This is a genomic window from Acidobacteriota bacterium (assembly GCA_016208495.1).
Taxonomy (GTDB): domain Bacteria; phylum Acidobacteriota; class Blastocatellia; order Chloracidobacteriales; family Chloracidobacteriaceae; genus JACQXX01.
In genome coordinates, this window is the sequence record JACQXX010000083.1 from 1 (window position 1) to 24,324 (window position 24,324).

14 protein-coding genes are annotated in these 24,324 nt (G+C 52.0%); 2 read left to right on the forward strand and 12 right to left on the reverse strand.

Features of this window, described 5'->3' with window-relative positions; genetic code table 11:
• The 5 genes from HY774_16640 to HY774_16660 form a co-directional block, all read right to left on the reverse strand.
• Nucleotides 1-304 (reverse strand): hypothetical protein (locus HY774_16640; protein ID MBI4750115.1); only part of this gene is annotated, 304 nt, incomplete at its 3' end.
• 76 nt (nt 305-380) lie between these two features.
• The gene (locus HY774_16645; GenBank protein MBI4750116.1) at nt 381-4,139 is read right to left on the reverse strand and encodes a GAF domain-containing protein; all 3,759 of its coding nucleotides are present in this window, start codon (nt 4,137-4,139) and stop codon (nt 381-383) included.
• A gap of 562 nt (nt 4,140-4,701) precedes the next feature.
• A complete protein-coding gene (locus tag HY774_16650; GenBank protein ID MBI4750117.1) occupies nt 4,702-6,501 on the reverse strand; it encodes a GAF domain-containing sensor histidine kinase in 1,800 nt (599 codons plus the stop codon).
• 609 nt (nt 6,502-7,110) lie between these two features.
• Nucleotides 7,111-11,367 carry a VCBS repeat-containing protein gene (locus HY774_16655; protein ID MBI4750118.1) on the reverse strand — a complete coding sequence of 1,419 codons (4,257 nt, stop codon included), beginning with the start codon at nt 11,365-11,367 and terminating at the stop codon, nt 7,111-7,113.
• 385 nt (nt 11,368-11,752) lie between these two features.
• Nucleotides 11,753-12,307 (reverse strand): hypothetical protein, encoded by a 555-nt coding sequence (locus tag HY774_16660; GenBank protein ID MBI4750119.1) that lies wholly within the window; start codon nt 12,305-12,307, stop codon nt 11,753-11,755.
• 333 nt (nt 12,308-12,640) lie between these two features.
• Here HY774_16660 and HY774_16665 point away from each other — a divergent pair, with 333 nt between their 5' ends.
• A complete protein-coding gene (locus HY774_16665; GenBank protein MBI4750120.1) occupies nt 12,641-12,889 on the forward strand; it encodes a hypothetical protein in 249 nt (82 codons plus the stop codon).
• A gap of 79 nt (nt 12,890-12,968) precedes the next feature.
• Here the strand turns inward: HY774_16665 and HY774_16670 are convergent, their stop codons facing one another.
• Nucleotides 12,969-15,767, reverse strand: a complete 2,799-nt coding sequence (locus HY774_16670) for a hypothetical protein (GenBank protein MBI4750121.1) — start codon at nt 15,765-15,767, stop codon at nt 12,969-12,971.
• A 367-nt stretch (nt 15,768-16,134) separates the two neighbouring features.
• Between HY774_16670 and HY774_16675 the strand changes: the two genes are divergently transcribed.
• Nucleotides 16,135-17,106, forward strand: a complete 972-nt coding sequence (locus HY774_16675) for a DUF3108 domain-containing protein (GenBank protein ID MBI4750122.1) — start codon at nt 16,135-16,137, stop codon at nt 17,104-17,106.
• Between the two features lie 342 nt (nt 17,107-17,448).
• Here HY774_16675 and mltG read toward each other — a convergent pair whose 3' ends face one another.
• The 6 genes from mltG to HY774_16705 form a co-directional block, all read right to left on the reverse strand.
• Complete coding sequence (gene mltG, locus HY774_16680) at nt 17,449-18,498, reverse strand: endolytic transglycosylase MltG (protein MBI4750123.1); 1,050 nt, start codon at nt 18,496-18,498, stop codon at nt 17,449-17,451.
• Nucleotides 18,499-18,809: 311 nt separating this feature from the next.
• Entirely contained in the window at nt 18,810-19,271 is a 462-nt protein-coding gene (locus HY774_16685) for a Fe(2+)-trafficking protein (protein ID MBI4750124.1), read from the reverse strand.
• Nucleotides 19,272-19,405: 134 nt separating this feature from the next.
• Nucleotides 19,406-21,574 carry a tetratricopeptide repeat protein gene (locus HY774_16690; protein MBI4750125.1) on the reverse strand — a complete coding sequence of 723 codons (2,169 nt, stop codon included), beginning with the start codon at nt 21,572-21,574 and terminating at the stop codon, nt 19,406-19,408.
• A gap of 346 nt (nt 21,575-21,920) precedes the next feature.
• Entirely contained in the window at nt 21,921-22,451 is a 531-nt protein-coding gene (gene hpt / locus HY774_16695) for a hypoxanthine phosphoribosyltransferase (protein ID MBI4750126.1), read from the reverse strand.
• A gap of 166 nt (nt 22,452-22,617) precedes the next feature.
• Nucleotides 22,618-22,944: a PilZ domain-containing protein gene (locus tag HY774_16700; GenBank protein ID MBI4750127.1), complete on the reverse strand. Its 327-nt coding sequence runs from the start codon at nt 22,942-22,944 to the stop codon at nt 22,618-22,620.
• A 470-nt stretch (nt 22,945-23,414) separates the two neighbouring features.
• The gene (locus tag HY774_16705; GenBank protein MBI4750128.1) at nt 23,415-23,972 is read right to left on the reverse strand and encodes a periplasmic heavy metal sensor; all 558 of its coding nucleotides are present in this window, start codon (nt 23,970-23,972) and stop codon (nt 23,415-23,417) included.
• Nucleotides 23,973-24,324: the final 352 nt, after the last annotated feature.

Here is a 24,324-nt window from a genome sequence, read left to right on the forward strand (position 1 = left end):
GCAATAAATCGTTGAGTGATGGACTTATCTGCTTGCGGTAATTGACATAATACCCGGTCAATTCCTTGAGCGTCCAATCGTCGAATGGTTCTTGTAACGACTTGTAACTCACCAGGTTATGATCCGCCAGATTCTCTAAACCATCAGGCAATGGCTGCTCCCACTGCCCATCACCCCGCCGAATGATCACAATATCGAGCAGTTGCCGCTTCACCGACAGGTCTTTTTCCAACTCCACCTCATATGGCGACCCTCGGAAGAAATCCATCAACGCTATCCCAAACAACCGATGCCAGTTGATCATGTCGGGTACAATTCCTTATCTGGGTGATACTGACCAGAAAAGCGGCGTCAAGCCGCCGCACTCCAGAGGCAACTCCTTATGCGGGCGGCACTGAACCAACGATTTGAGGCTGTGCACCAGTACTCGATGCCACATTGACCGGCGCCGATGGAATCACCACGTGCAAGGTACTGCCTTCACCTTTTCCTTTGGATTCGGCCCAAATCTGACCGCCGTGGGCGTCAACATAACTTTTGGCAATTGCCAGCCCGAGCCCCGTGCCGCGAGCTGAAAACTCATACCGCCCGGAACTATGCGTCGAAGGATCCGGCGTCGTGTAAAACTTGTCGAAGATGCGCTCTAACTCGCTGGCGTCAATCCCGATCCCGGAATCAGTCACCCGAATGTGGGCTGACTCCCCTTCACGCTCCAGCGAAATTTGAATCGTGCCGGTGTCCTGGGTGAATTTGATGGCGTTTTGCACCACATTGAGTAAAACCAGGCCAAATTTTTCCCGATCAACCGTCGCCATTACATCCGGCCCGACAATTGTCAGTGTTTGCTTTCGTTTTTCAACAAAGGGCTGGAGTTCTTCCAAAACCGCCTGAACCAGGTCCTTGATATTGGCGGGCTCTCGCTTGAGCGTAAACTGGCCTTCGTTGATCTTGAGCATTTCCAGGATGTCATTGAAACTATTGACCATCCGGTCAATCATCCGCTGGGTGACCGAAAGCGATTTGTGCTGCATCGGATTTAATTCACCAAAAAATTCACCCAGGAGCGCTTCGTTATAGCCGCGAATGACCGTCAATGGTGTCCGCATTTCGTGCGAAGTAACCACGATGAAGTTGGTCTTCATCTGGTTGAGTTCCTGTAGCGTGCGCGAAACTTCCTGCTCCTGTTGATAGAGGCGTTCCAATTCGCGAAACGATTCGGCAATCATCAAATTCTTTTCTTCCAGTTCGCCATACAAACTGGCATTTTCAATCGCCACGGCGGCCTGACTCGCCAGCGATTCAATCAGGTTGATGTCTTCGTTGGTAAACGGAGGTCGCCCTGGTCGGTGACGAATATCCAGAACCGCCGCGACTTCACCGGTTCGGGTCAGAATCGGCACATCCATCCATCCGTCAGATGCGCTTTTTCGGGCTTGCTCAGGAACAAAACTGACAGGCTCATCATCCGGGTTGTTAACAATAATTGCTTTGGCTGACCTGGCGACTTTTCCCGGAGTTCCTTCCCCAAATTGGAAGGAAACATCACCCGCCTGCCAGCTTCCATTGACCCACTGCCGTTTAAACACCACCCGATCATCCTGAACCAGTCCAATGCCGCCGGGTTTGCCATCCACCAGCCGCGCGCTTTCTTCAGCGATATTTTGCAGTACAGCCGTGGTTTCCAGTTGTGAATTGATCACCTGGATGCTTTCGAGCAATTGCCGCATGACCATCATTCGCTGTTCCTGCAATTGCCGCAAATGCTCAAGTTTCTGTTGTTGCCGCTGATTGAGGGTATGAATTCGCCAGGTATAGAGCGCCGAAACCAGGGCGATGAACACAATCGCACTCAGGGCACGAAACCACCAGGTTTGCCAGAAAGGAGGGCGAATGGTGATTTCGAAATACTGTGGGTCGCTCCAGGTTTCCTGGACCGAACAGGCTTTAATCGCAAAGCGATAGCGGCCAGGCGGCAGATTGGTAAACCGGGCGGTGCGCTCTGAACCTGGCGCCGACCACTCCTGGTCAAATGGTTCAAGCCGATACGTGTACCGAACCGCCGTTTCATCAAGAAAGGTCAGGCCCAGAAATTCAAACGTCAGACTATTCTGGTCATAATCAAGAGTTGGGAGTGGTGGTGATTGTTCTTCACCTGGCGCCACCAGATTGGGGGCACCCGCGCCCGTCACGCGAATCCCGGTCAGGTGAACTTTGGGAGGCATCGGGCGCGCAATTTCCCGCGCAACTCGATATCGAACGACGCCTTCGGTCGTGCCAAACCAGACACTGCCATCCCGTCGCTGGAGACAGGCATTATTGACAATTTCATCATTGACCAACCCATCCCGAACCGAGTACACCCGTACCACGTGCTGTCCATCAAATTCGGCAATGCCCCGCTGGGTTCCAATCCACAGGTTTTTGTCAAAACGCTGGATGGTCCGAATCAGACTCCCCGGTAAGCCTTCTTTTTCCTTGAAGATCTGAGTCACCCGCGTCCCGTCGAACCGGCATAGACCATCGGTGGTCCCAACCCAGTATGTACCGTCTTGATCCTGGTAGAGGGTCCTGACACGGCGTGAAGGAAGCCCATCTTTTTGGGTAAACGTCTGAAACCGCTGTCCGTCATAGCGGGTCAATCCATTTTCGGTACAAAACCAGACATCTCCTTTCTGATCAAGCCGAATCCCCGAGACCTGATTGCTGCTGAGTCCATCCTGGTCAGTAAATCGTTGAAAGGTTTGCCCGTCATAGCGCACCACGCCATTGCTGGTGCTGGTGGCTGAACCAAACCAGATATGACCCTGGCGATCTTCGGCAATCGCGGTAATTCGATCTTGAGCCCCCATCTTTTCGCGCGGAAACTGGACAAACCGCTGGCCGTCAAAACAGGAAACTCCCTGGTATCCGCCAACCCACACTCGATTTCGATGGTCAACCAGAAGACACCACAAGTTGTTTTCTTCCAAAATGCCATCTTTGCTTGTATAGCGGCGCATTTCCCCAGATGGACCGAGCGATGACAGCCCGGTGGTCATTGAGGCAACCCACAACGTTCCATCCGAGGCTTCGCCAACCCCGGTCACCATGCCACGGGTCAAACCAGAGGTGTTATAGCTGGCAAATAACTCGCTACTGAACCGAAAAACCCCGTTGAGCAGTGTTCCGCACCAGAGATTTCCTTCTGTGTCTTCCAGGAGTGTCGTCAGGTAATTGCTTGGCAACCCATTGATATCATTAAAGTTGATAAACCGGTCATTTTCCAGCCGCGACAATCCACCGCCAAATGTCCCGCACCAGACGCGTCCGTGGCGGTCAACAATCACGCTACTGACCAATGGGCTCGAAAGTCCGTGTTCAGTTGAATATATCTTGATCTTCAATCCATCAAAAAAACACAACCCGCCACTGGTTGCAATCCACATTCCTTGATTGGGGTCTTCGGCAAAATCAAAGACATTGGCATCTGGCAAGCCCTGTTCACGACCCCAGGCAGTAAAGGTCAAATCATCTGGATACGCACGGTCCACAAAACGTTCAGCTCTGACAAACCCACCGCCGCGAATGCCGATCCAGAGGACTCCGGCACGGTCTTCGAGCAGTGTCCATACCCGGCCTGGTGGCAGCTTCCCAGCCCCATAGGAAAGAAAGCGCTGACCGTCAAACCGACTGATGCCCGTGGCGGTGGCAATCCAGACGGTTCCGTCACGTGCACAGAGCCCGGCGTAGGTTTCATTGCTGCCAAGGCCAGACTCCGCACGAAACGTCCGGGTGGTATCCCCGGCAATGCAATTCACCCCGCCCTGGGTTGCAACCCACCGACGCCCCTGATGGTCCTCAAAAACCGACCGAATGCTTGGGTCAGCCAGTCCATGCTCAACACTTTTCACCACGTAGTTCACCCCATCGTACCGACAGGCACCACTCCCGGTTGAAAACCAGAGATATCCTTTCTGATCCTGATACAGGTGATAAATGGCATTACTGGGCAGACCGGCACTGGAAGTGTAGGTTTTAAACCGATACACCTGCCCCTGCCCGCCAACTGTCAGAAACAGCCAGCAAACGGCTGTCAATACCCAATTTGCGCACAGAACTTTCCAATTTCGTCCCAACAGCGACGAATTACGGTGGCGCATGATCTTACCTTGAAACGCAGGCGGCTGCCGGGACCGGGATTTGGTTGCTGATCACGCAAGCCTGCGTATGGTGTTGTTTGGATTGTGGTTGAGAGCGTTGATGAGGAATGAGCGCCCTAGACTGCTTTATTGTTCTTATGAGTTGTAGCCAACCAGTATCCCACGGCCCGATGAAACGTGCAAGATGCAAGGTGACTGAATGACAAAATGACAAGGGGACAAGGTGGGGAGGGAGAGACGGAAATACCGGGACAACCGACAGGGAGACACAGGGGCACAAGAGCCATATGTGCCAAGATCAGAACTCACGTCCTAAATTGGACACACAGGTTATGAGCCGCATAAGCCCAGGATAAGGAAGAATCGGTCTTTCCGTTGTTTTTGAATGATGTGATGGTGAGACGCTGGGTTCGATCTGACCGAGACTGTGGGCTTCGCACCACGGCTATCCCCGACGACGACTCCGCAGGTCTGGAACCCTTATCTTGGCGACTATGGTGTTTCACCCGAGGCGTTTCCTGGGCTCTCAATCAATTCGATGCCTGAGTTTTAGGATAGACTCTCAGGCATCTTCCGCCCGGCACTGATTGGCTCCTGCGGGGATTGGGTTCAATTTGGGTTCGGTCGGGATAACCAGATGGAGGGTGCATCCTTTATCTTTGCCGTCAGAACTGGCCCAAATTCGCCCACCGTGCGCGATAACGTAGCTTTTGGCAATCGCGAGGCCCAATCCCGATCCGCGAGTTGAAAATTCATAGTATCCAGAACGGTGTGTGGAAGGATCAGAGGTGGTGTAAAACCGGTCGAAAATCCGATCTAATTCATTCGCTTCAATGCCAATCCCGGTATCTCTAATCTGAACGTGAATTGATTTTTCCTCACACTCCAAAGAAATTTGAATGGTGCCGTAGTCCGGCGTGAACTTGATGGCATTCTGCACCACATTGAGCAACACCAGGCCAAATTTCTGACGATCCACACTGGCCACAAAATCAGCTCCAAGGACTGTCACCGTTTGTTTCCGTTTCTCGACAAAGGGACCCAGTTCTTCCTGGACTTCCTGGATCAACTCTTTCAGAGACGTTGGTTCTGGGCAGAGTGTGAACTTCCCCTCATTGATCTTGAGCATCTCCAGGATGTTATTAAAGTTATCAATCATCCGGTCAACCGTGCGTTGGGTCACTGAAAGCGAGTGGTGTTGAACCGGGTTTAATTCGCCGAAAAATTCACTCAACAATGCCTCCGTGTAACCGCGAATCACGGTCAGCGGCGTCCGCATTTCGTGTGAGGTGACCACGATGAAGTTGGTCTTCATCTGGTTGAGTTCCTTCAGCGCACGCGAGACCTCCTGTTCCTGTTGATAGAGCCGCTCCAATTCGCGGAACGATTCGGCAATCATCAAATTCTTTTCTTCCACCTCACCATATAAACTGGCGTTTTCAATCGCCACCGCCGCCTGACCAGCCAGTAACTCGATCAGGCTGATGTCTTCACCGGTAAAGGGAGGTCGCCCAGGGCGATGACGGATATTCAGCACTGCGGTTACTTCACCTGACCGGGTCAGGATTGGCACATCCATCCATCCCTGGGGTGCGCTTTTTCGAGCCTGTTCCGGAGCAAAACTAATGGGCTCATCCTCCGGGTTGTTGACAATTATCGCGGTGGCGGATTTGGCGACTTTCCCCGGCGTTCCCTCCCCAAACTCGAAAGAAACGTTGCCAGGTTGCCATCCGTCATTGAGCCACTGGCGTTGAAAAACCACCCGATTTCCTTGAACCAGCCCAATGCCGCCTGGCTTGCCGTCCACCAGCCGGGCACTTTCTTCGGCGATGTTTTGCAAAACAGCCGTGATGTCCAGTTGTGAATTGATCACCTGAATGCTCCCCAGTAACTGCCGCATCGTAATCAGGCGCTGGTTCTGTAACTGCTTGAGATGCCTCAGTTTTTGTTGTTGCCGTGCATCCAGGGCCTGGATGCGCCAGGTGTACAGGGCATACACCGTGGAAAGAATCAGAAGTCCAGTCAGTAGCTGAAACCACCAGTTGTGCCAGAAGTGTGGTCGAATGGTGATTTCAAAGGATGGAGGTTCCCCCCAGGGTTCTGGCACCGTACGGGTTTTGACCGCAACCTGATAGTACAGGGTGGTAAAGCCCTTGGCCTGATCGAAAAAGGTAGCTTTGAGCGCATCAAGTGTCGGTAACAATGTCGCTCGTCGGTTACGCGTGGTCACCGGATTAGGGGCACGAGTTCCGATTGCGTGAATGCCAGCCACGGTTGTCAGCAGCCACATCATCACCACCAGTACCCTTTTGGCATACAGCAGTTCTCCACGTCGAATTTGCGACGAATCGCAATGGCGCATAATCTTGCTTTCCAATGCAGGCTATTGCCAGGGCTGAGCCTGAGCTTCCGGGAATACCAGAACCTGCCTATCATGTTGTTTCAATTAAGGTTGGAAGGGCGAATATAGGGCAACTTTTGAAATGAACGGTGAGCGGGAATGGATGAACGATGAAAATTCAATCACCCCTCAAACCCTCTTGGTTCAGTGGTTTGATTGAAAACCGGCGGAGTTTCTATTTTCAACATCACCTGAGTGCGGCACATAATCCTGAATCAGCCGCGATACCTCACCAATTCGTTCGATTTGTTGAATAACCAGTCTGTAATCTTGCAGTTGCTTAGATTTGAAGAAATGAGGAAGGAAGTAAATCGAAAGCTGTAAACTCGAGATTGGATACCAATAGCACTCTTTTTCTGAAAAAAACCTCAATAAAAGATCATTTTCCTCAAAATTGAGAGGTTTTGACACGTACGGGCTCTGTTTCTTGAGAATCTTGAGAAGCACTTGAGACAAAAAATACCTGGATTGAGTTCACTCAATCCAGGTATTTGCTTTTGGTAGGTTGTGACGCGTGAAATCGCACCCGTTTCGGGATTTTTCCTGGGTGCGTTCACTCAGGTTATGGTGCTATGGAACGATAAACTGAAATGGGGCTGAGGTGACTCCGTTCGGATTGACCACAACCCAGGTTGACGTGGTACCGCTTGGCAGAAATTCTTTTGGCGTCCGGTTGCCCGGTGTACTGCGGGCACTGGCTTTCACCAAAATCTTCCCGTTGACGGTGTTGTTGGTAATATCAAATGTTTCAGTCACCGAACCAACCGTGATGCGGAGTTTGGCCCCAGCTTGAATGTTGGAATTGGCGGCCACAAAAACGATTTTTCCAGTGCGTCCAAGTTTTACGCCGGGCTGGATGACTGGCGGTGGAGCAATCAGGAAATTAGCGTCGCTGTTGGCGCGGGCAATGTTTCCTGAAGCATCCGTCACAATAATCTGCACCCTGGCGCTGGTGGTATTCAGTCCACCGGGTACATTCCAGATCAAGCTTCGTGAATCAGCCGGGATGCCCGTCATAATCAGTGTTGAGTAGCTCACTCCGCCGTCGGTTGAGAGCCGGAGTTCCTGCGCGGTAATGCGGTCATTATCGGTGGCAGTCCACTCGATTGGTCGCTCAAATGGACGACCAGAGGCAATCGCTTCGCCACCGTTGGGCGATATGATTTTGACAACTGGCACAATGGTGTCAACCACAACAATCGCGGTGGATCGCGTGTTATTGGTTTCAACCGCTTCAGTCACCGTATTGGTGGCGTCGGCAATCACACCAATAAATTTGTTCCCAACTGTGGCATTGGTTGGAATTGGAATCGTCACAGTAATGGTTGCCGTGGCACCTGGTGTCAGCGACCCGGTTGGTCGGCTGATGAGAAAGACGTCTTCGCCGTTGCGGATGACTTCGTCATTTGACAGCACCACATCGTGGGTTGCACCGTCAGCCGTGGTCCCGCCCTGATTGCGAATTATGAACGTGAGCGTCACGTTGTTGCCAGGAATGACCTGGGTCGGTGAGACTTCCAGGCTGGTCACAACCAGGTCTGGCAATCCAGAAACTGAAAATGCCTGGGTCGCCGTGTTGTTGTCTTCCGCCGATTCATCAACCGCATTGGTGGCATCCACCAGTGCCCCGATAAAGTAATTTCCGGGTGGGACATTGGCGGCAATCGTGACATTGGCTGTTAACGGCAATGCCGATCCACCAGCGATGGAACCAGTGTTGATACTCATCAAAACGGTGTCGCCAGTTCCAATGACAGCATCTGTTGAAAGGACAATGCGTGTAATTGATGCTCCGGCATTGCCGGAACCAGCATTGCTCACCGTCACATTCACCGTCAGACTACCGCCCGGAGGTGTGGCTGAAGCCGACAAGGTCAGCGCCCCAACCACCAGATCGGGTTGCGGTGCCGCAATTGTCAGGTTATCGGTGGCGGTGTTGTTGTTTTCATTCGACTCGGTAATTGCATTTCCAGAATCAGCCCGAATCCCGATGAATCTGGCCCCAGGTGTCGCCGAAGCCGGAATGGTGACATTATTGGCGGTCAAATTGACCGATCCTGCCGCTGCCAGCGGTTGCGTCGAAACGGTGGCCAGAACCTGGTCTTCGGCATCAACCGTGTTGTCATTGGACAACACGATGGTTGCAGTGCTGGTCACCGACGTCGGCGCACTCCCCTGGTTGCGAACCGTGAACGTTACGGTGACGGTACCCCCAGCCACAACTGAAGTTGGCGTGACATTCGGAGTTTGAACAATCAGATCCGGCAGGGCCGTGACCGTCGCCGCATCCCCAAATTCAGAAGTATTCCCCTGGGCATCAGTCGAGGTGCCCGTGATGGTAAAGCTTCCAGATGGCGCCGGGACCGTCTTTGAGAAATCGCCGTCGGTTTCAGGCGTCACTGAATCCAGATACAGTTGGGTTGGCTGGCTCGCTGGCTGGGTGCTTGCGGCAATGTTGGCAAACAGTTCAACAATCGCCGTGTTTGGAGTGGTTCCATCCAGCTTTCCGACAATCACAATGTTGCTGCCATTGACAGTGACACTGTTGATCTTCGGACGCGGTTGGAGAGCATTGGGCCCGCTGCCGGTGGCATTCGTCGCTCCGTTGTTGGCCAAATCAATCCCCAGTTTATCGTTGGCATAAATTGAATTTCGTCGAAGGCTATTGCGAACGGTGCCGGTGTCCTGCAGGTTGATCCCAATCGTCACCCCATTACCACCATTAAACGCAATGCCATTGGCGGCATTGTCAGCCGTTCCACCAACCAGGTTGAGCGACGAATCATTGATGATTCGGATACCGTCTCCGCCATTCCCCAGGTCGGCCCGGCTGGCGTTGGTGCCAATCAAGTTTCCCTGAATCGTGTTGGAGATTGATCCATCCAGCGTGATACCGGTGCTGTTGGCACCAGTATTGCCACCGATCAGGTTTCCATCCGAGATTCCAGTTCCGCCGATGACGTTATTTGAAGCACCGGTGCGAATGGTAATTCCGTTGCCACCATTTCCAACGGCGGCAGTCGCGGTTCGATTCAGTCCAATCAGGTTGTTGCGAATGATGTTATTGGTCGTGCCGATCCCTTCGATCAGGATCCCGCCGTCATTGTTTCCGGAAATGATGTTTCGGACAGCCGCCGTGCTTCCACCGATGGTATTGACAGCCGCCGTGCTCCGGATCGCAATCCCCAGATCGTTCGGGTTGTCGTCAGTCGCATCGGCATTGGTGCCGATATAGCAGGACTCGATCCGGTTGTTGGTGGCCCCAGCGCCACTAATTTCAATCCCAACTGATGATGCCCCAACAATGCCCAGATTGTGGACCACGTTGTTTCCGGCTGAAATAATCCGGAGCCCGGTTGCCACGCCGGCATTGCTGGCATCAATAAAAATTTCTGGGCCGTTTGGATTGGTGTTTGATGTAGCCGCTTGTGAGTCGCCATTGATGGTAATGCCATTTTTATCAAGTGGCGGAAGCGGCGCACTGGCGGGCGGTTTGATAATGAAAATATTGCCGGTCACCTGAGCGCCAGGAATCGCAAACACAATTGAATCACCCGCCTGGGCAGCCAGCAACGCGGCGCGAAGCGAACCAGCCGTGGGGGATTCATTGTCGCCGTTATCCTGGGTTGTGGTCACGGTGCGGGCGGTTTGCTGGGTCACAAAGGTTCGAGTGGCGCCCGACTCAAGGCTGATCACATCGGCCATTGCATCCAGATTCATTCGACCGGTTTCCCAGGCAGTGGCACCGCTGGCTGGCAACCCTTGTGGTTGACCAAACCCGCCGTCACCTGTACCAGCGAGCACGACCAGTTGCCCGGTGCTGTCATTCATCACCACATCAAGTGTCCCATCAACATTCATCTGAGCAACTTCGAGGTGAGTACTTCCGGCCACGGCTGGAAATAACTGAATGCCGCCAAAGCCACCCTGGTTGATGCCCATCAGGACAGCCAGGGCGCCATCAGAGGTGGCAGCCAGCACATCCAGATGATGATCCAGGTTCAGATCAGCCACAGTGAGGGCTGAGACTGAAACATTCATTGGAAACGTCGAGGTAACGACCATCTGGCCGCCCTGCCATTCCCAGGTCAATAATTGCTGGGAAGCCGTGTCAACCGTCCAGACCTTTGCCGATGCGGGTGACGCCGCAAGAAATTGCACTGTGGCACCGGCAGGCGCGGCACTATGTTGTCCGGCAGCCAGTCCGTCACGTGTGCCTGAGCACAGGACAATTCCCTGGGCAGCACTGACAACCACATCCTGGATCTCATCCTGGTTGACATCGGCCACGGCCAGACCGGTGGCATCAGGTAAAACCGGCTGGATGGCCAGGATGGAAAGCGGTGACAGATTGGCTTCACCACGGACAGTCTGACTCTGGTCAACCTGCCCCCAGACGGTGACTGTGGCATTGCTGGCGCTGAGGGCCAGCAGTTCCGAATACCCGTCACCATTGACATCTGCAACCGCCAGCGCGGTGGCAGCAGAACCCGTTTCCAGCAGTTCAGGAAGACCAAACTCGGCGACTCCCTGACCACGTCGAAGCTGTAAGCTTCCATCTTTCAATGAGATCAAATCCCACACTCCATCCCCGTCAACGTCGGCATACTTCACGGCGGAAGGTTGGGCTGCGACGGTGGCAATGTCTGAAGCAGCTTCCAGATCAAGTGCAGCATATTGGGGGAGCGAAACAGCAACCTGACGTGATTTCTGCCAGACAGGTTGGGTTGCCGTAGAGTTGGCGGTTACAGAAAAACGACTACCTGCGGCGACAGCAAGTAGCGCTATAAACACCGATAACGCAATAAAATTGTTCCTTTTCTTCATAGAACACACCCTTATTTAATCCCCTTAATTTCTTCCCAATAGATCGCTCAAACTATAAAATATTGATTTCAAATAAATTATCAGATTAAGCAAACCTATCGAAAAAGCTCAATAGCAAATCACCCACCCCATAACGAGTGGGGTGTGGGCACGGGTAAGGCTCAGGTTTGATGAAACGTATGCGGAAAAACCCTATCCAGTGCAGGGTTTTGTGATCGTTGATTTCGGTGGAAGTGCGCGTACGCGAGATGCCGATGATGAAGATATCCAGCATCTGAAAAATGATTCTTGAAATTCAATAGAATTGTGAATTGGTCTGCCAGCTTGGTTGAATAATCCAGATGATATGTTGGTTTTCAAATGCCGGAAGAATAACGAATTGCGCCTACGGCTGAGGCTTAAATGACTGGAAAAACTGGTTAATCGCTGGTTTTTCAATTTCCGCCCGATTTCCTGAAACACAGGCAATCTGATAGAGCCGGGGTCTGGCAACAATATAGACATAGCGGCCATAGATCTTTTGGCCGGCTTTGGTTGCGGAAAAGAGCACCGAAGACGCCGGAAACCCCTGAATGACCAGTGCTTCCTGTCGTTCCACCACGCCGTCGAGTTGTCCAATCGCGCCATTGAGCACGCTTTCCATCACCGATTGCGGATCCATCAGGTCAAAGAGCTGGGGAGGATAATCGCTGTAGGCCACCAGGCACACACTTTCCTGCGATTCAACTGCAACCGTATGCAACGGCAGAGGTTGACCGTCTTCCGTTAAAGCCTTCATTTCATATTTCGGAGGTTGAAATCCTGGCGGGAACCACACGGAAAACCGTCCTTCAGCCGACTTGACTTCAACTGGGCGAGCTGATTGGCAGGCGATTCCAAACACGCCAAAGCTCATAATCAACACCCAGGTTGTGAGACGTGCTTGCCGCAGAAGATCCATCCGTCAGCTCCTGGCACAACTTCACACGTGCAGTTTCAATTTTTCGGGAAAACAGTGACTTGCAATGAGGTGGGACAAAAGATTCGTTCAGACGTGAACTGTCTTGGCACTCTAACGACCCGACACTGTCGTGTCAAACCAGAGAAGGCAGAACCAGGAATGAAGAATGTGGTTAGTGATTAGTGGTTAGTGGTTAGTGGTTAGTTCTTGGGGTTCTTTGAAAGTATTGATTTCTAAGCACTAAGTACAAGTCCCCATAAAAGAGGAATGAAATTCAACCACTCGCTGGGAGAACCATTGGTTTTCGCCCGGATGGGCGCTGGAAAATAGCCGGTGGCCAGTGTCGCTTTGGACACGCGGCCACCGGACAGAGCCGCCATCACGGGTTCGCGCCCGGATGGGCGCTGGAACAGGAGTCGTGAGCCAGAAGCCGAAAATTCGACGAAAACCGGGACCCGAACCAGCTTTCAGCGCCCATCCGGGCGCGAACCACTGCGGACCGAAGCTCCGGTGGTGTGCCCAAAGCGGCAAACCACCGGCTATTGTCCGGCGCCCATCCGGGCGAAAGCCAATTCAGAGTAACCGAATTTCCACCCCTTATTTATGGGGACTTGTACTAACCACTAACCACTAACCACTAAATGGTTTCTTCATTCTTCATTTACAGCGGATAAACCCGCAACTGGCCGTCACCAGTTGAAAAAATCAGACACAGCGTTTTCGAAGCGCCAACCTGAGCAATAATGGGTGAAGTGGCAAAGGCGCCAAGCGGTAGCTGCCAGACGGTATCGCCGGTGTCAGCTCGAACGGCCACCATCTGCCCATCCGCCGTACCAAAAACAAACCAGTTGAGGCCCTCGGTTGGGTCGCTTTCACGTGAGCCAAGCACGGTCACGATGTCGGTGCTGGTCCACCAGCCAGTGCGCTTGACCAGAAAACCATCGCTCATTCGATAGATCGAAAATGTGCCTTCAGGGCCATAATTGGCACCGATAAAGACATCCGCCGAACCAAACCCGGCGGGTGCCACACCGGGCAAGGCCGCCCGATTGATCCGCATGACGGCTTCGGTTCCAATGATTTTGGCAAAATCCCAGACGCGTTTGTTGTCTTTCGCCAGTCGAACCACACGCGCCGGACCAGCCAGCAATACCTCACTTGCCGGCAGCAAAAGAGCAGATGAATACAAATCACCTTTCAATGTCCGGGCATCAACCGGACCAAACAGCGCTTTGCCCGTGGCACCATCGCGAATGCTGTATTTGTCATTCGAAACGATATAAATGTCATCGTCTCCGTCACCATCATAGTCGCGAACGCTCACCGCATTGCTGAAGAAAAAGGCTTCGTTGGTACGCCAGATGGTGTTGCCCTGGGCTCCGCTGAGCAGCAAGCTGCCGGTTCGTGAAATGCTGATAAAAACACCAGCGGCCTGCGCTGCCCCGAGGAACTTCCCAGTGACCATGGTGAGTGCCGTGTCTGATGGGTATTCTGGAAATGTGATTCCCCACCGCTCACGCAGGGCAAAGGTTCCACCCGTAAACGTCCCGCTCGATTCCAGGACACTGATTCGCAGTCGCCCGGCATCATTGCGTGTCACCAGGATTTCCGGACGATTGCCGGTGGTCGCGGGGATGTCGAGGTCATTGATTACCGGGATCGAAGTACCTTCAAACATTGTCAGGCTTTGCGTGGTCCCGGTCAACGGATCACAACTAAACACCCCGATCCGCCGTGAAGGTAACCGCAACAGGATTTCATTGATTCCGTCGCCATCCAGATCCGCTACCCGTGATTCAAGTTGAGACGCGGGTGCTGCCACAAATGATGAAGTCGCCGGCAGAGCTTTGCGGCGGCTCTGGGGTTCATAAAACCCGACTTTGCCGGTCAATGCACCGTTGACTTCTTCAGCCACCAGAAATTTGAGCGCGCCAGTCACCGGATCACGCCAGATGGTTCGAACATTGCCTGACCGAACCAGTGATAAATCAACGGTAATTCCTTCCAACGTCGGCGTGGCTGTCGTGAGCCGGACTTTCCCGTTTCGCTTTTGCTGAAAATAAGAAAAGAAGAGCGGTGCCCGATTTGGTACCAGCAGACCGATTCGGGTTTCATTTGAGGCCCCAATCAGCGGCAAATCCGGAATGGACACACTACGCAGCAAATACTGTGACTGAGTGAGTGTTTTTCCATAAAGCTGAAGGACACCGCTGTTCCCAATAAGTGAAAACGCATACACCTCAAGTGCCGAAGCCAGCGTCATCGAAGGGAATTCTTCGGTGGCCTGTGAGGTATAGAGTTCGGGAACGCCATCACCGTTTATATCACGAATGTCCCACACATAATGGTTGGCCAGCCGGACCAGCAACACCGCATTTCCATTTGCATCCCCGGTCCCATTGTAAATGCGAATGTTTTGGGTGGTTTTGTCCCAAACATTCAGCACAATTTCGGCCCGTCCATCGGCGTTGAGATCAACAACGCTGTTTAAACAAGCGCGCGGGTTTTCATTGGGAAAGGTTCCACCCCACAAACGGGTTGGGGTCGGGGTTAACTTAAAGACTGTAATTGCCTGCAGTTTCCCATTTCCAGCCAAAACCGGGATTTCGTCACCGATCACCACAACTTCCAGGTCTTTCGGGTCAGCATCAACATTGGCCAGGGTCATCAACCCATAGTGGCGGCCTTCGGGGTCACCTTCGCGGAATTCGGTCTGGCTACGCAACGTTCCATCCACGTTGTAAATGAGCAGCCACGGACGGCCAACCACCACCACATCCAGCACCCCGTTGGTATCCACATCCCCGATTGCCAGTTGTGGCGAGTTGAGTTGCCCTCCGTTGAGGTTTTTGACAACTGGCGTGGCATAGGTCTGGAGCTGGGAATCAAAAAAATATCCCATCGCATCGCCTTCGGTCGCGGTGTGATCGGGAAAAACCACGATTTCCTTCCCTGGTCGCGTCGGAATCAGGTCGGCAACCTTAATAAAAGGTGCCGCCAGCAGAGTGAATTCCGGAAACCGGAAGCTGCGGCGAATCCCACCATCGGACTGAATGATCATCAGGTCCTGGGTTATAGTACTAAAGCCAATGATCTCAGCCGGTCCGTCTCCATCGAGGTCGGTAATCGTGGCGATATCCGTCATTCCATAGAAGTTATCAAAAATCAGTTGACCGTTTCGGGTGGCTGAAATCCGGCCATTGCGGATCATCACAATGTCAGCCGTGCCGGTTCCTGACAGGTCGCCAACCGTTGATGCGGCTGGGGACCCACCAGTGTTAATCGCGAAAAACGTCCCTGGTGGACGTGGGGGAGTTGGCAACGGATCCACCCGCGCCGCCAGCGTGTTTTCCTTGCGATATTGCGGCCAACCCTGGGCTGGCGCCGGGGTCTGTGCCCCCACCGAAAACGTGACCAAAAACAACCACACCACACCACACACAACAGCCAATGGTTTCATAAGCATTTCTTTGGAGGGCGGCCCACTTGACGCCGCTTTGAGCCTTAGGATTGAAGAGAATTTGCAGGATTTTGAATACGGCTATGACTAATGCTTGCAGCAACAGGTTGTATCAGCGAGGATTGCATCCAATCATAGCCCGCAAATCATACCAGTTTGTGGTCAGTAGTCAGTAGTCAATAGTCAATAGCTCGCTAAACCTATTTGATTGAACTACCAGGCTGCTTTCTTACACGAGTGCCTCATTGCCAAATGGTATCAGCTTACGGGCAGAGCTTGTCGCAACCTCTGTGATTCGGGCATCATCAGACGCCTGCTGACACGCACCAATTTAATACACAATATCCCAAACAATTGACCTCATTTTATGAAAAATCGGCTGAAGTTTTTGTGCATTCTTTTTTTCCTGGTTATACCAACCTTGCTGGCGGCGCCAGATCTTCCACTCGTCGTCTCAGCCTGGCAGCAAGTCGCCACAACTGAAGCGGCAATTGAAACGGTTGTTCACTCAAAACCAAAAACCACCAGTGGGTCCAAAGTTGACCAGGTAGTTGTCACCCATCCTTTTCCGTTTCAAGTTGGCGAAAGCCTGACCTTTGAATTTAAGTTTTCCCGATTTCCCATCTATGGCACCATCGGCCAGCTCAACATGAATGTGGTTCCACTCGAAAGCCTCACCGATGAAGTTAAAAAAGAAGACCCTGCCCAAATTCCAGCCAGCAAGTCCGCTGCGCAAGAAACGCGATTCGGATTGCGTGCCCTGGCCGAATCCAAAGGGTTTATTCCCGCGCTGTTTGGGCTCAAAGTGCGCGACACCTTTACTTCGATTGTGGATCTCACTGATTTTTCAAGTCTTTACATGCGAAAAGACATTGATGAGGGCAAGAAACACAAAAAACAGGTTTCCTTGTTTCAGCGTGAAAAACCCGAAGTTCAGTTTTTAGAAACTGATTTATCCGTGGCCAATGCCCAGCCGGCTGTCCGAACGATTGAAGGCGTTCCCTGGACCACTGATCTGGTGTCTTTCTGGTATATGTTGCGAATGCAGCCGTTCAAAGAAGGCCAGACAATTCCAATGGTCCTCTATGACGACGGTAAAATCTTTAATGTAGACGTTGTGGTTGGAAAAAGTGAAAAAATCTCGGTCGAAGCCGGAAAATACACTGCCCGCAAACTGACCATTAAAGCCCACGAAGCCCAGTTCATTCGCCGCAAAGGCGAGTATCTCATCTGGATTTCAGAAGATAAAAACCGGCTTCCACTCAAAGTTCGTTTCCGCACCAGCAGCGGTACGTTAACGGCGGAACTGGTCAAAAAGAACATTCCCAGCCTGAAGTGACTGGTGACAAGGTGACAAAGTGACAAGGTGACAAAGTGACAAAGTGACAAGGTGACTGGGTGACAAGGTGACAAGGTGACTGGGTGACAAGGTGACAATAGATCATTCTGTCACTGAGGACTGTCCAAATTTTTCTGTAACCAGTCAATTCAACCTGGAAAAACCAGGTGATCGGCTCTTTCTTTAGTCACTAAATATTGAATACAAACAGTTTATCTAAACTTAAAAACGAGCTAAAAATCCAGTCTAGCCATTTACACAAAAAACTAAAAAGTCTCTGCACTGTGTCAGATGTCACCTTGTCACCCAGTCCCCTTGTCACCTTGTCATTTGGTCACTTTGTCACCGTCTTCCCTGAAGTCGTCGATACTCAGCCACCGCTGCCGCATGTTCGGCTTCGTTTCGGGAAAAACGATGCTTCCCACCTTCATTCAAAACAAAGTAAATATATTCACTTTCAGCCGGATAGAGCGCGGCCTGGATTGATTTCAACCCTGGTGAGGCAATTGGTCCGGGAGGCAAACCCGGCGCCAGGTAGGTGTTATAAGGCGAGAGCGAACGCCGATGCTGAGGGTTATTGACATTTCCATCCCAGGTTCCGTCCAGCATCGCGGCATACATAAATGTTGGGTCACAATCCAGTCTCATGCCGCGTTTGAGCCGGTTGTGAAAGACACTGGAAATGAGCGCCCGGTCCTCGTCCACTTTTCCTTCTTTCTCAACCAGCGATGCCAGTGTCATCACCTGACGCACCGACATCCCAAGCTCTTTGGCACGCGCCTGAAACTGTGGCGAGAATACATCGCGAAACCGGCGTACCATCCGGGTCACAAGCTGGGCGCTGGTGGTATTTCCTGCGTAGACGTAAGTATCTGGAAATAAATACCCTTCCAGGTTTGAAGCCGACGGGTCGAGATCCCGGATCAAGGTAATATCGCGTAATTCGGCGACCACCGCCGGGCCATTGACAGGAGTTGATGAGTCACGATTTTTGAGCAACTCTTCAACTTCAAAGATATTCAAGCCTTCAGGAATCGTGAGTTCCCGAGTAACAACCTGCCCACGTTGGATCTTCTCAATCACCCTGAGCGGCGTAATCGGTGATTCAAACTGGTATTCGCCAGCCTGGAGCGGTCGTTGACTTCGATTGAGCGTCAGATACACCAGCAATGGAAACCGACTTGAAATAACCCCTTCCTGCCAGAGGCGAATCAGGATTCCTCGGGTACCCATACCGGATTCAATTTCAATAATGCGGTCCGCGGCCTCGTGCGTCAGGGGTGTTGTTAACGAGGAATACACCCAGTAGGCGAAGCCTCCACACAAAGCAATGATAATGCCGAGTCCAATCAGAACTGGCCTGATGCGGGCAAGAAATGGTTTTTTGGTCATGAGTGAGTGCACTAGGGCTCAGGGCTGAAAAATCCTCGGGCTGAGGGCTTGGGGCTGAAGAAGTCGGGCTGAAAACATCGGGCTGAAGACATTGGGCTGAAGACATTGGTTTTATACTATTTTGGGCTGAGGGTATCGGGCTAAGGGCTGAGGGAAATACAATTCTTTCAATAATTTAGCCTTCCCATAACAAGAGAGGTTCATTCCAAAATGGTATTATTTCATCCCTCATCCTTCATCCCTCATCCCTTCCTTTGCTCCGAGCTTGCGAGTCTTCAGCCCCAAGCCCTGAGCCCTGGTTTTCTCAGCTCTTATTCGTGCTTGATAGTTCCCTGCAACGAAAGGTCAACCATCATGGGTGGTGTTCCATCGCCAAAGAAAAATGAATCCATGGCGCCAAACAAAAACTTTTGGGCCTGTGGATCAATCGGATTCAGCCCGAAATGATTCATGAGGACAGTCTGCTGGCCAATCCACTTTTTCCAGCATTCGGTACAGGTTGACTGCTGTACCTTGCGACCTAAGTCGTTGTTGAACGGTGCTTTTTGCATTTGCTGCATTTCGCTCAGGCAACAGTACCGATAGGCCGCCCCGTCAGCCTTGGTGACTAACTTCATTTTTTCGAGTTCCGGAATGACCTTGCGGACTTCCTTTTCCGGATAGCCTGTTTCTTTCACGAGCGCCTCAACCGTGAGCGGGCCTTTTTCTTTGAGTAATTGAACAATGATGCGGGGAGTGCCTTTCAAAAGCACGCACAATGTCTCGACTGCCATAGGTTGTACTCCACAATGGAAATTCAAACTGGTTTTGCGAACAGGAAGGATTTTCTGCACCCCTTTCAATAGCAAGGGTGGCAAAGGTGATGCAAGCAGTCTTTGGCGGGCAATTGGGTATCTGCCGGCATTGACTATCCGCCAGCGTCATAAAGAGGAGCGGCCTGACGGAGCCGTTTCAGGAACTCTTCATCAAGCTCGGTCGCTGGATTTTGATTGATCGGAGATTTTGAAGTGTCGGTTGGCACAATGGTTTTTCCCTGGAACCGGACGGCGGCGCTATAGGCTTCATTGGCACCGTTGAGATCTCCGGTTCGATACAGCACGCGCCCCAAATCTTGATAGGCTTCGGAATAGTTTCCTCCACGCTGCTCAATCGCGGTGCGGTAAGCAGCGATGGCGGCGGTTGGATTTCCCTGCTGCGAATAAATCCGCCCCAACCGATAATAGGCTTCGGGATATTTGCCTTTGCGCTGTTCAATCGCGGTTCGAAAGACCTGAGTGGCATCAAGCCCGTTTCCGGCTCGAACCAGCAACATCCCCAGTTCATAGTGACCTTCCGGAAACAGTTGTCCAAGTTGCTCAATGGCAGTCCGGAGCGATTGAATGGCTGCCGGGAACTGGCTGAGGGCGGCCTGGGAATGACTGAGTTGATAGTGGGCTCGCCAGTACACCCCGCCCATTTCCGTGATAGTTAATTGAAATGACTTACAGGCCGCTTCGTGATCTCCCTGGGCAGCCTGGACCCGTCCCAAATCATATTGAGCTTCCGGATAGCGTCCGCCGCGCCGATGGATTGCAGTCGTCAATGCCTGATGAGCTTGAGAGAGTTGACCATTTAATAAACTCGCCAATCCGACCCCACGCCAACTTTCAGCATCAGTGGTTCGCTGCGCGACCGCCTTTTCAAATGCCTGGGTCGCTTCAGCGTATTTTTTCTGGCGCAGGAGCAAGATCCCCAGGTTGTGGTAGGCAGCCACATCGGTATCCCCATGCGTCAGGGCCAGTTGCAGGTGTTGGTGGGCTTGATCAAGTTTGTTTTGGCGAGCCAGCGCATTACTGAGGTTGCGATGGGCAAAAGCAAAATCCGGTTGAGCCTCAATCGCCTGGCGATAGGCTTCGGCGGCCTTTTCGATATTTCCCTGGGCGTAATAAAAATTTCCAAGATTGAAATAGGCTTTTGGATATGGCTGATCTGAATATTCGATGGCCCGCTGGATTGCTTCAAGGGGTTCCTGGGTGCGACGGGTTTCAAAATATTTCCCCTGCTCAAACAAGACGACCGCCAGATTATGATGGGCCCGGGGCAGTCTCGGTTCAATCGAGAGTGCCTCGCGAAAGGCTTCGGCGGCTTCCTCCAATTTGCCAAAATCCCGCAAGGCAATCCCCAAATCCAGATAGGCACTGGTCAAATCAGGATCAGACTTGACTGCGGTTTCAAATTCCTGGACGGCTGCCGCAACATTCCCGCTTTCATAAAACACCATGCCAAGTTCTTGATGGAGCTGGGCTCGACGTGGGTCAAGTTGGAGTGCCGCCTGGAAGCTGGCCACGGCCCTTCCCCAATCACCCAGCAACCGGGAAGCCTGTCCCAGACCAACCCAACCATCAATGGCCTGGGGTTGTGCATCAACCGCTGCCTGAAAACAGACCAGTGCGTCGAGATAATCTTTTTGCCCAAGCGCAATCTGGCCAAGCGTCAAGTGGCCAGCTAAAAATTCAGGCTGTTGAGCTAACAGGTCACGCAATATTTCGCGAGCCCGGTCTGGATTTCCGAGCTCATACCAGATGGTGGCCAGATGGATATAAGACCAGGGCTGCTGTGGTGCCGAGCGAATGGCTTCCTGAAAGGCGGTTTTGGCTTCGGCTGGGCGATGGAGTTGTTTGAGCAGTGCGCCGCGGCTGTAGTGGGCAGCAGCCAAATCAGGTTGCAGCCTCAGCGCCTGTTCAATTTCACTCAGCCCGGCATCGAGCCGCCCCAACTGGGCCAGGGTTAAACCGAGATTATGATGGGCTTCAGGATACGGTGTTGCAGATCGGGAGATCGCCTTCTGATAGGCATCAACAGCCTGTTCGAGCTTTCCCTGGCTGATCAAGGCGATTCCCAGAAAGTACCAGGCTTCAGCCGACTGGGATGGATAGGTGGTGATGACTGATTGAAAAGTGGCAATTGCGTCGGCAATTTCCCCCTGAGCAAACGCCTCTTTGCCGACCTGTAACAGCTCAGCCGCCGTTTCCCCCTCTTGACGCCCACCGCTGGACTCGACTGTGTTTGATAAACTTCCGGTGTTGCGCACAGCCATGTGCCCCCCTTTGCGTCAGAATACAATGTTTGGGATTTCCCTGGCCTGTGAAAATTCCACATCTCAGCTTTCTCAACTCACAAACCAGGGTGGACCCTGGTGTTGAGAAAGCTGCTCGGGTGACTATCATTGGGTGATAGCACGCCGAAGAATAATTGCTGGTTGTGTGCTCCGCGAGGGGATAAGCGGGGACAAAAACCTGCCTGAGGTTGGAATGGGACTCCAGTTCAGAGGTGTTTGTCGCTGAGTACCAGGTGCGGAACCGACGCTGCCAGTTGGTCGGGCTCAAGGCATCGGGCTGAGTCAATCCAAATCCGTTTCCGCCCGCTCAGTACTGAGCCGGGAATCAGGACTCTTCGAGTTGCAAGATGGCAATATACGGCAGATTGCGATACCGTTCGGCATAGTCAAGACCATAGCCGACCACAAATTCATTGGGAATGGTGAAGCCGGTGTATGCCACATCAACCTGCGCCAGTCGCCGTTCCGGTTTGTCCAATAGTGCGGCAACTTGAACGGATGCCGCATCCCGGCGGCGGAAATTGTCAAGCAGATAGTTGAGGGTCAACCCTGTATCCACAATGTCTTCCACCACAAGCACGTCACGCCCTTTGAGACTGGTGTCGAGATCTTTCAAAATTCGCACTTCACCAGACGACTTGGCCGCTGCTCCATAGCTTGATACGGCAATAAAATCAACGGTTAAGGGCAGGTCTACACATCGCATCAGGTCAGAGGTAAAGAGACTGGCCCCTTTGAGAACACTGATCAGCGCCAGCGATTTCCCGCGATAATCGGTTGTAATTTGATTGCCCAGTTGCTGGATGCGCTCCTGAATTTGAGCACGGTCAATTAAAACTTTGAGATTGGGTTGGATAAATTCTGACACAATACCTGTCCAAAAAAGAAAGAATGTGATTTAAACACAAGCAGATCAGCCAGTGCCTGATCTCTGATTGGGGGCTTGCTCGACCACGACCGTCACAAGTTCTGTCCAGAAGGAAACCGCGATCAGATATCAGAGATGGCCAGGTGGTGGCAGCTCAGGAAATGACATCTTCCCCAAACATGACATGGGTTTCTTCGTCAACTGGGCCAAGCCCAAGGTGGCGCTCGCCATTGATGTCGCGGATCCAGACCACGTTCATCAATTCCCGTCGTTCAGGGTTGATTGCCGGAACAACCAGCGCCAGTTGATCTCCCACTTCAACCTGAATGGCGGAAATGACACAGGCCCCTTTCCGGCTGATAGAGATACATTCCCCGGTGCTGTTAAAGAATTCACCGTCTTTGGCAATACCCTCCACCACAGCCGTCAGGCTACAAGGTAATCGTTTCTCTCGACGCGTTGATTCAAAATCCTCACTCATCGAACCCTCCTTGGGCTTCGCACATGAATTGAAAGACACCCCATTTTCTCAACTGGGAAACACAGCCATCGCTCAGTTAAGGACCGGCTTCTTCTATCGTAGCTAGGATTTGTAAGGTTGTTTACTTGGAAAAATGAGTACTTCTTCAGTATTCATGATGTTTTCGTGAAGTGCAAGACCAAACTGTGACTTCAGAACTTCCAACTCAAGACCGAAAGAATTTTTGGGAGGTGGAAATCAGCAGGAAAACTGGGATTTTGGAAACAAAAAAGCTCTGAAGCATGCATTCGACTTCAGAGCCAAAGTGAGGAGACGACCGTGAAAAATGTTCCAAATTCAACTTCACGCCTACACCAAATTGTTTTGCGACAAAGAGGCGGAAAAACAAATCGGTGAAGTCCAGGAACTATATGTCATTGCTGGTGAAACTGCCAAACGATTTTTTACAAGTCCAGGCAGGTTACACAAACTCAAAGCTTTCGCATCTGCTTTTGGAGTTGTTTATCAAATCGTCGAGGGCCTTCATCGTGACGTAATTCCATAAACTTGTGGAGTTGATCGGTGGTCAAAATCTGGCGGAGTTGGGATTGAACTTTGGTTTGGATCATCAACAACTGGGTTTGGGCTTCAGCCAGATCTTTGGCCCGTTGATTCACAGCCGCTTCGTTAAATTCATCGCTAAACAATGCATCATCCAGCGCAAACCGCCTGGCCCGCATATCCTTGAAGGCGCTGGCCATCGCCAGCCCATGTTGGCGATAAACCTGGCGAATCCGTATCTGCTGGTCTTCAGTGAGTCCAAGGGCCGCCGCCAGCAATCTGGATTCATACGGATTGCGCAACAATGATTCAAAAACCGGCTGGCGGCTGTTATAGGGCTCTGATTCGGCCTGATCAGCTTTTGGCCGGACCTGAGATGCGGGTGGCTGTTGGGCCAGCGCACTTGACGTTGCAACAACCATCACGATTCCAAGGACCGACCCGACCAGAAGATAGTTAAGGTTCAACGAGTAACTCACGTTCGTCATATGGAGTGTTTGATCCTTCAAGCCTGGTGAAACTGTACCAATCTTTTCAGTGACTGGATTCTTTGCCAGGGTTAGAGCCTGAGCGAGATTAAAAAGTTTGTCAAAAATCAGGTAAAACCACAATGAAAGAGAAATGAGAGAACCACAAATCCATTTCAGTCCCTAAAGGAGGTTCGGCGAAACTTTTTTGAAACTGGTTGGCTTGCTTCAAATCAGCGGCATAATCCACAAAATTGATCTCGGAAGGTTGGTTTGCTTTTCGGTCAATCAGCGATATAGGTTGAGGACCACAAGCATAACGCGATTCGTTTTGGTTCTTTTTTCTCTCCCGTTTTCCATCCTGGAACGGTAC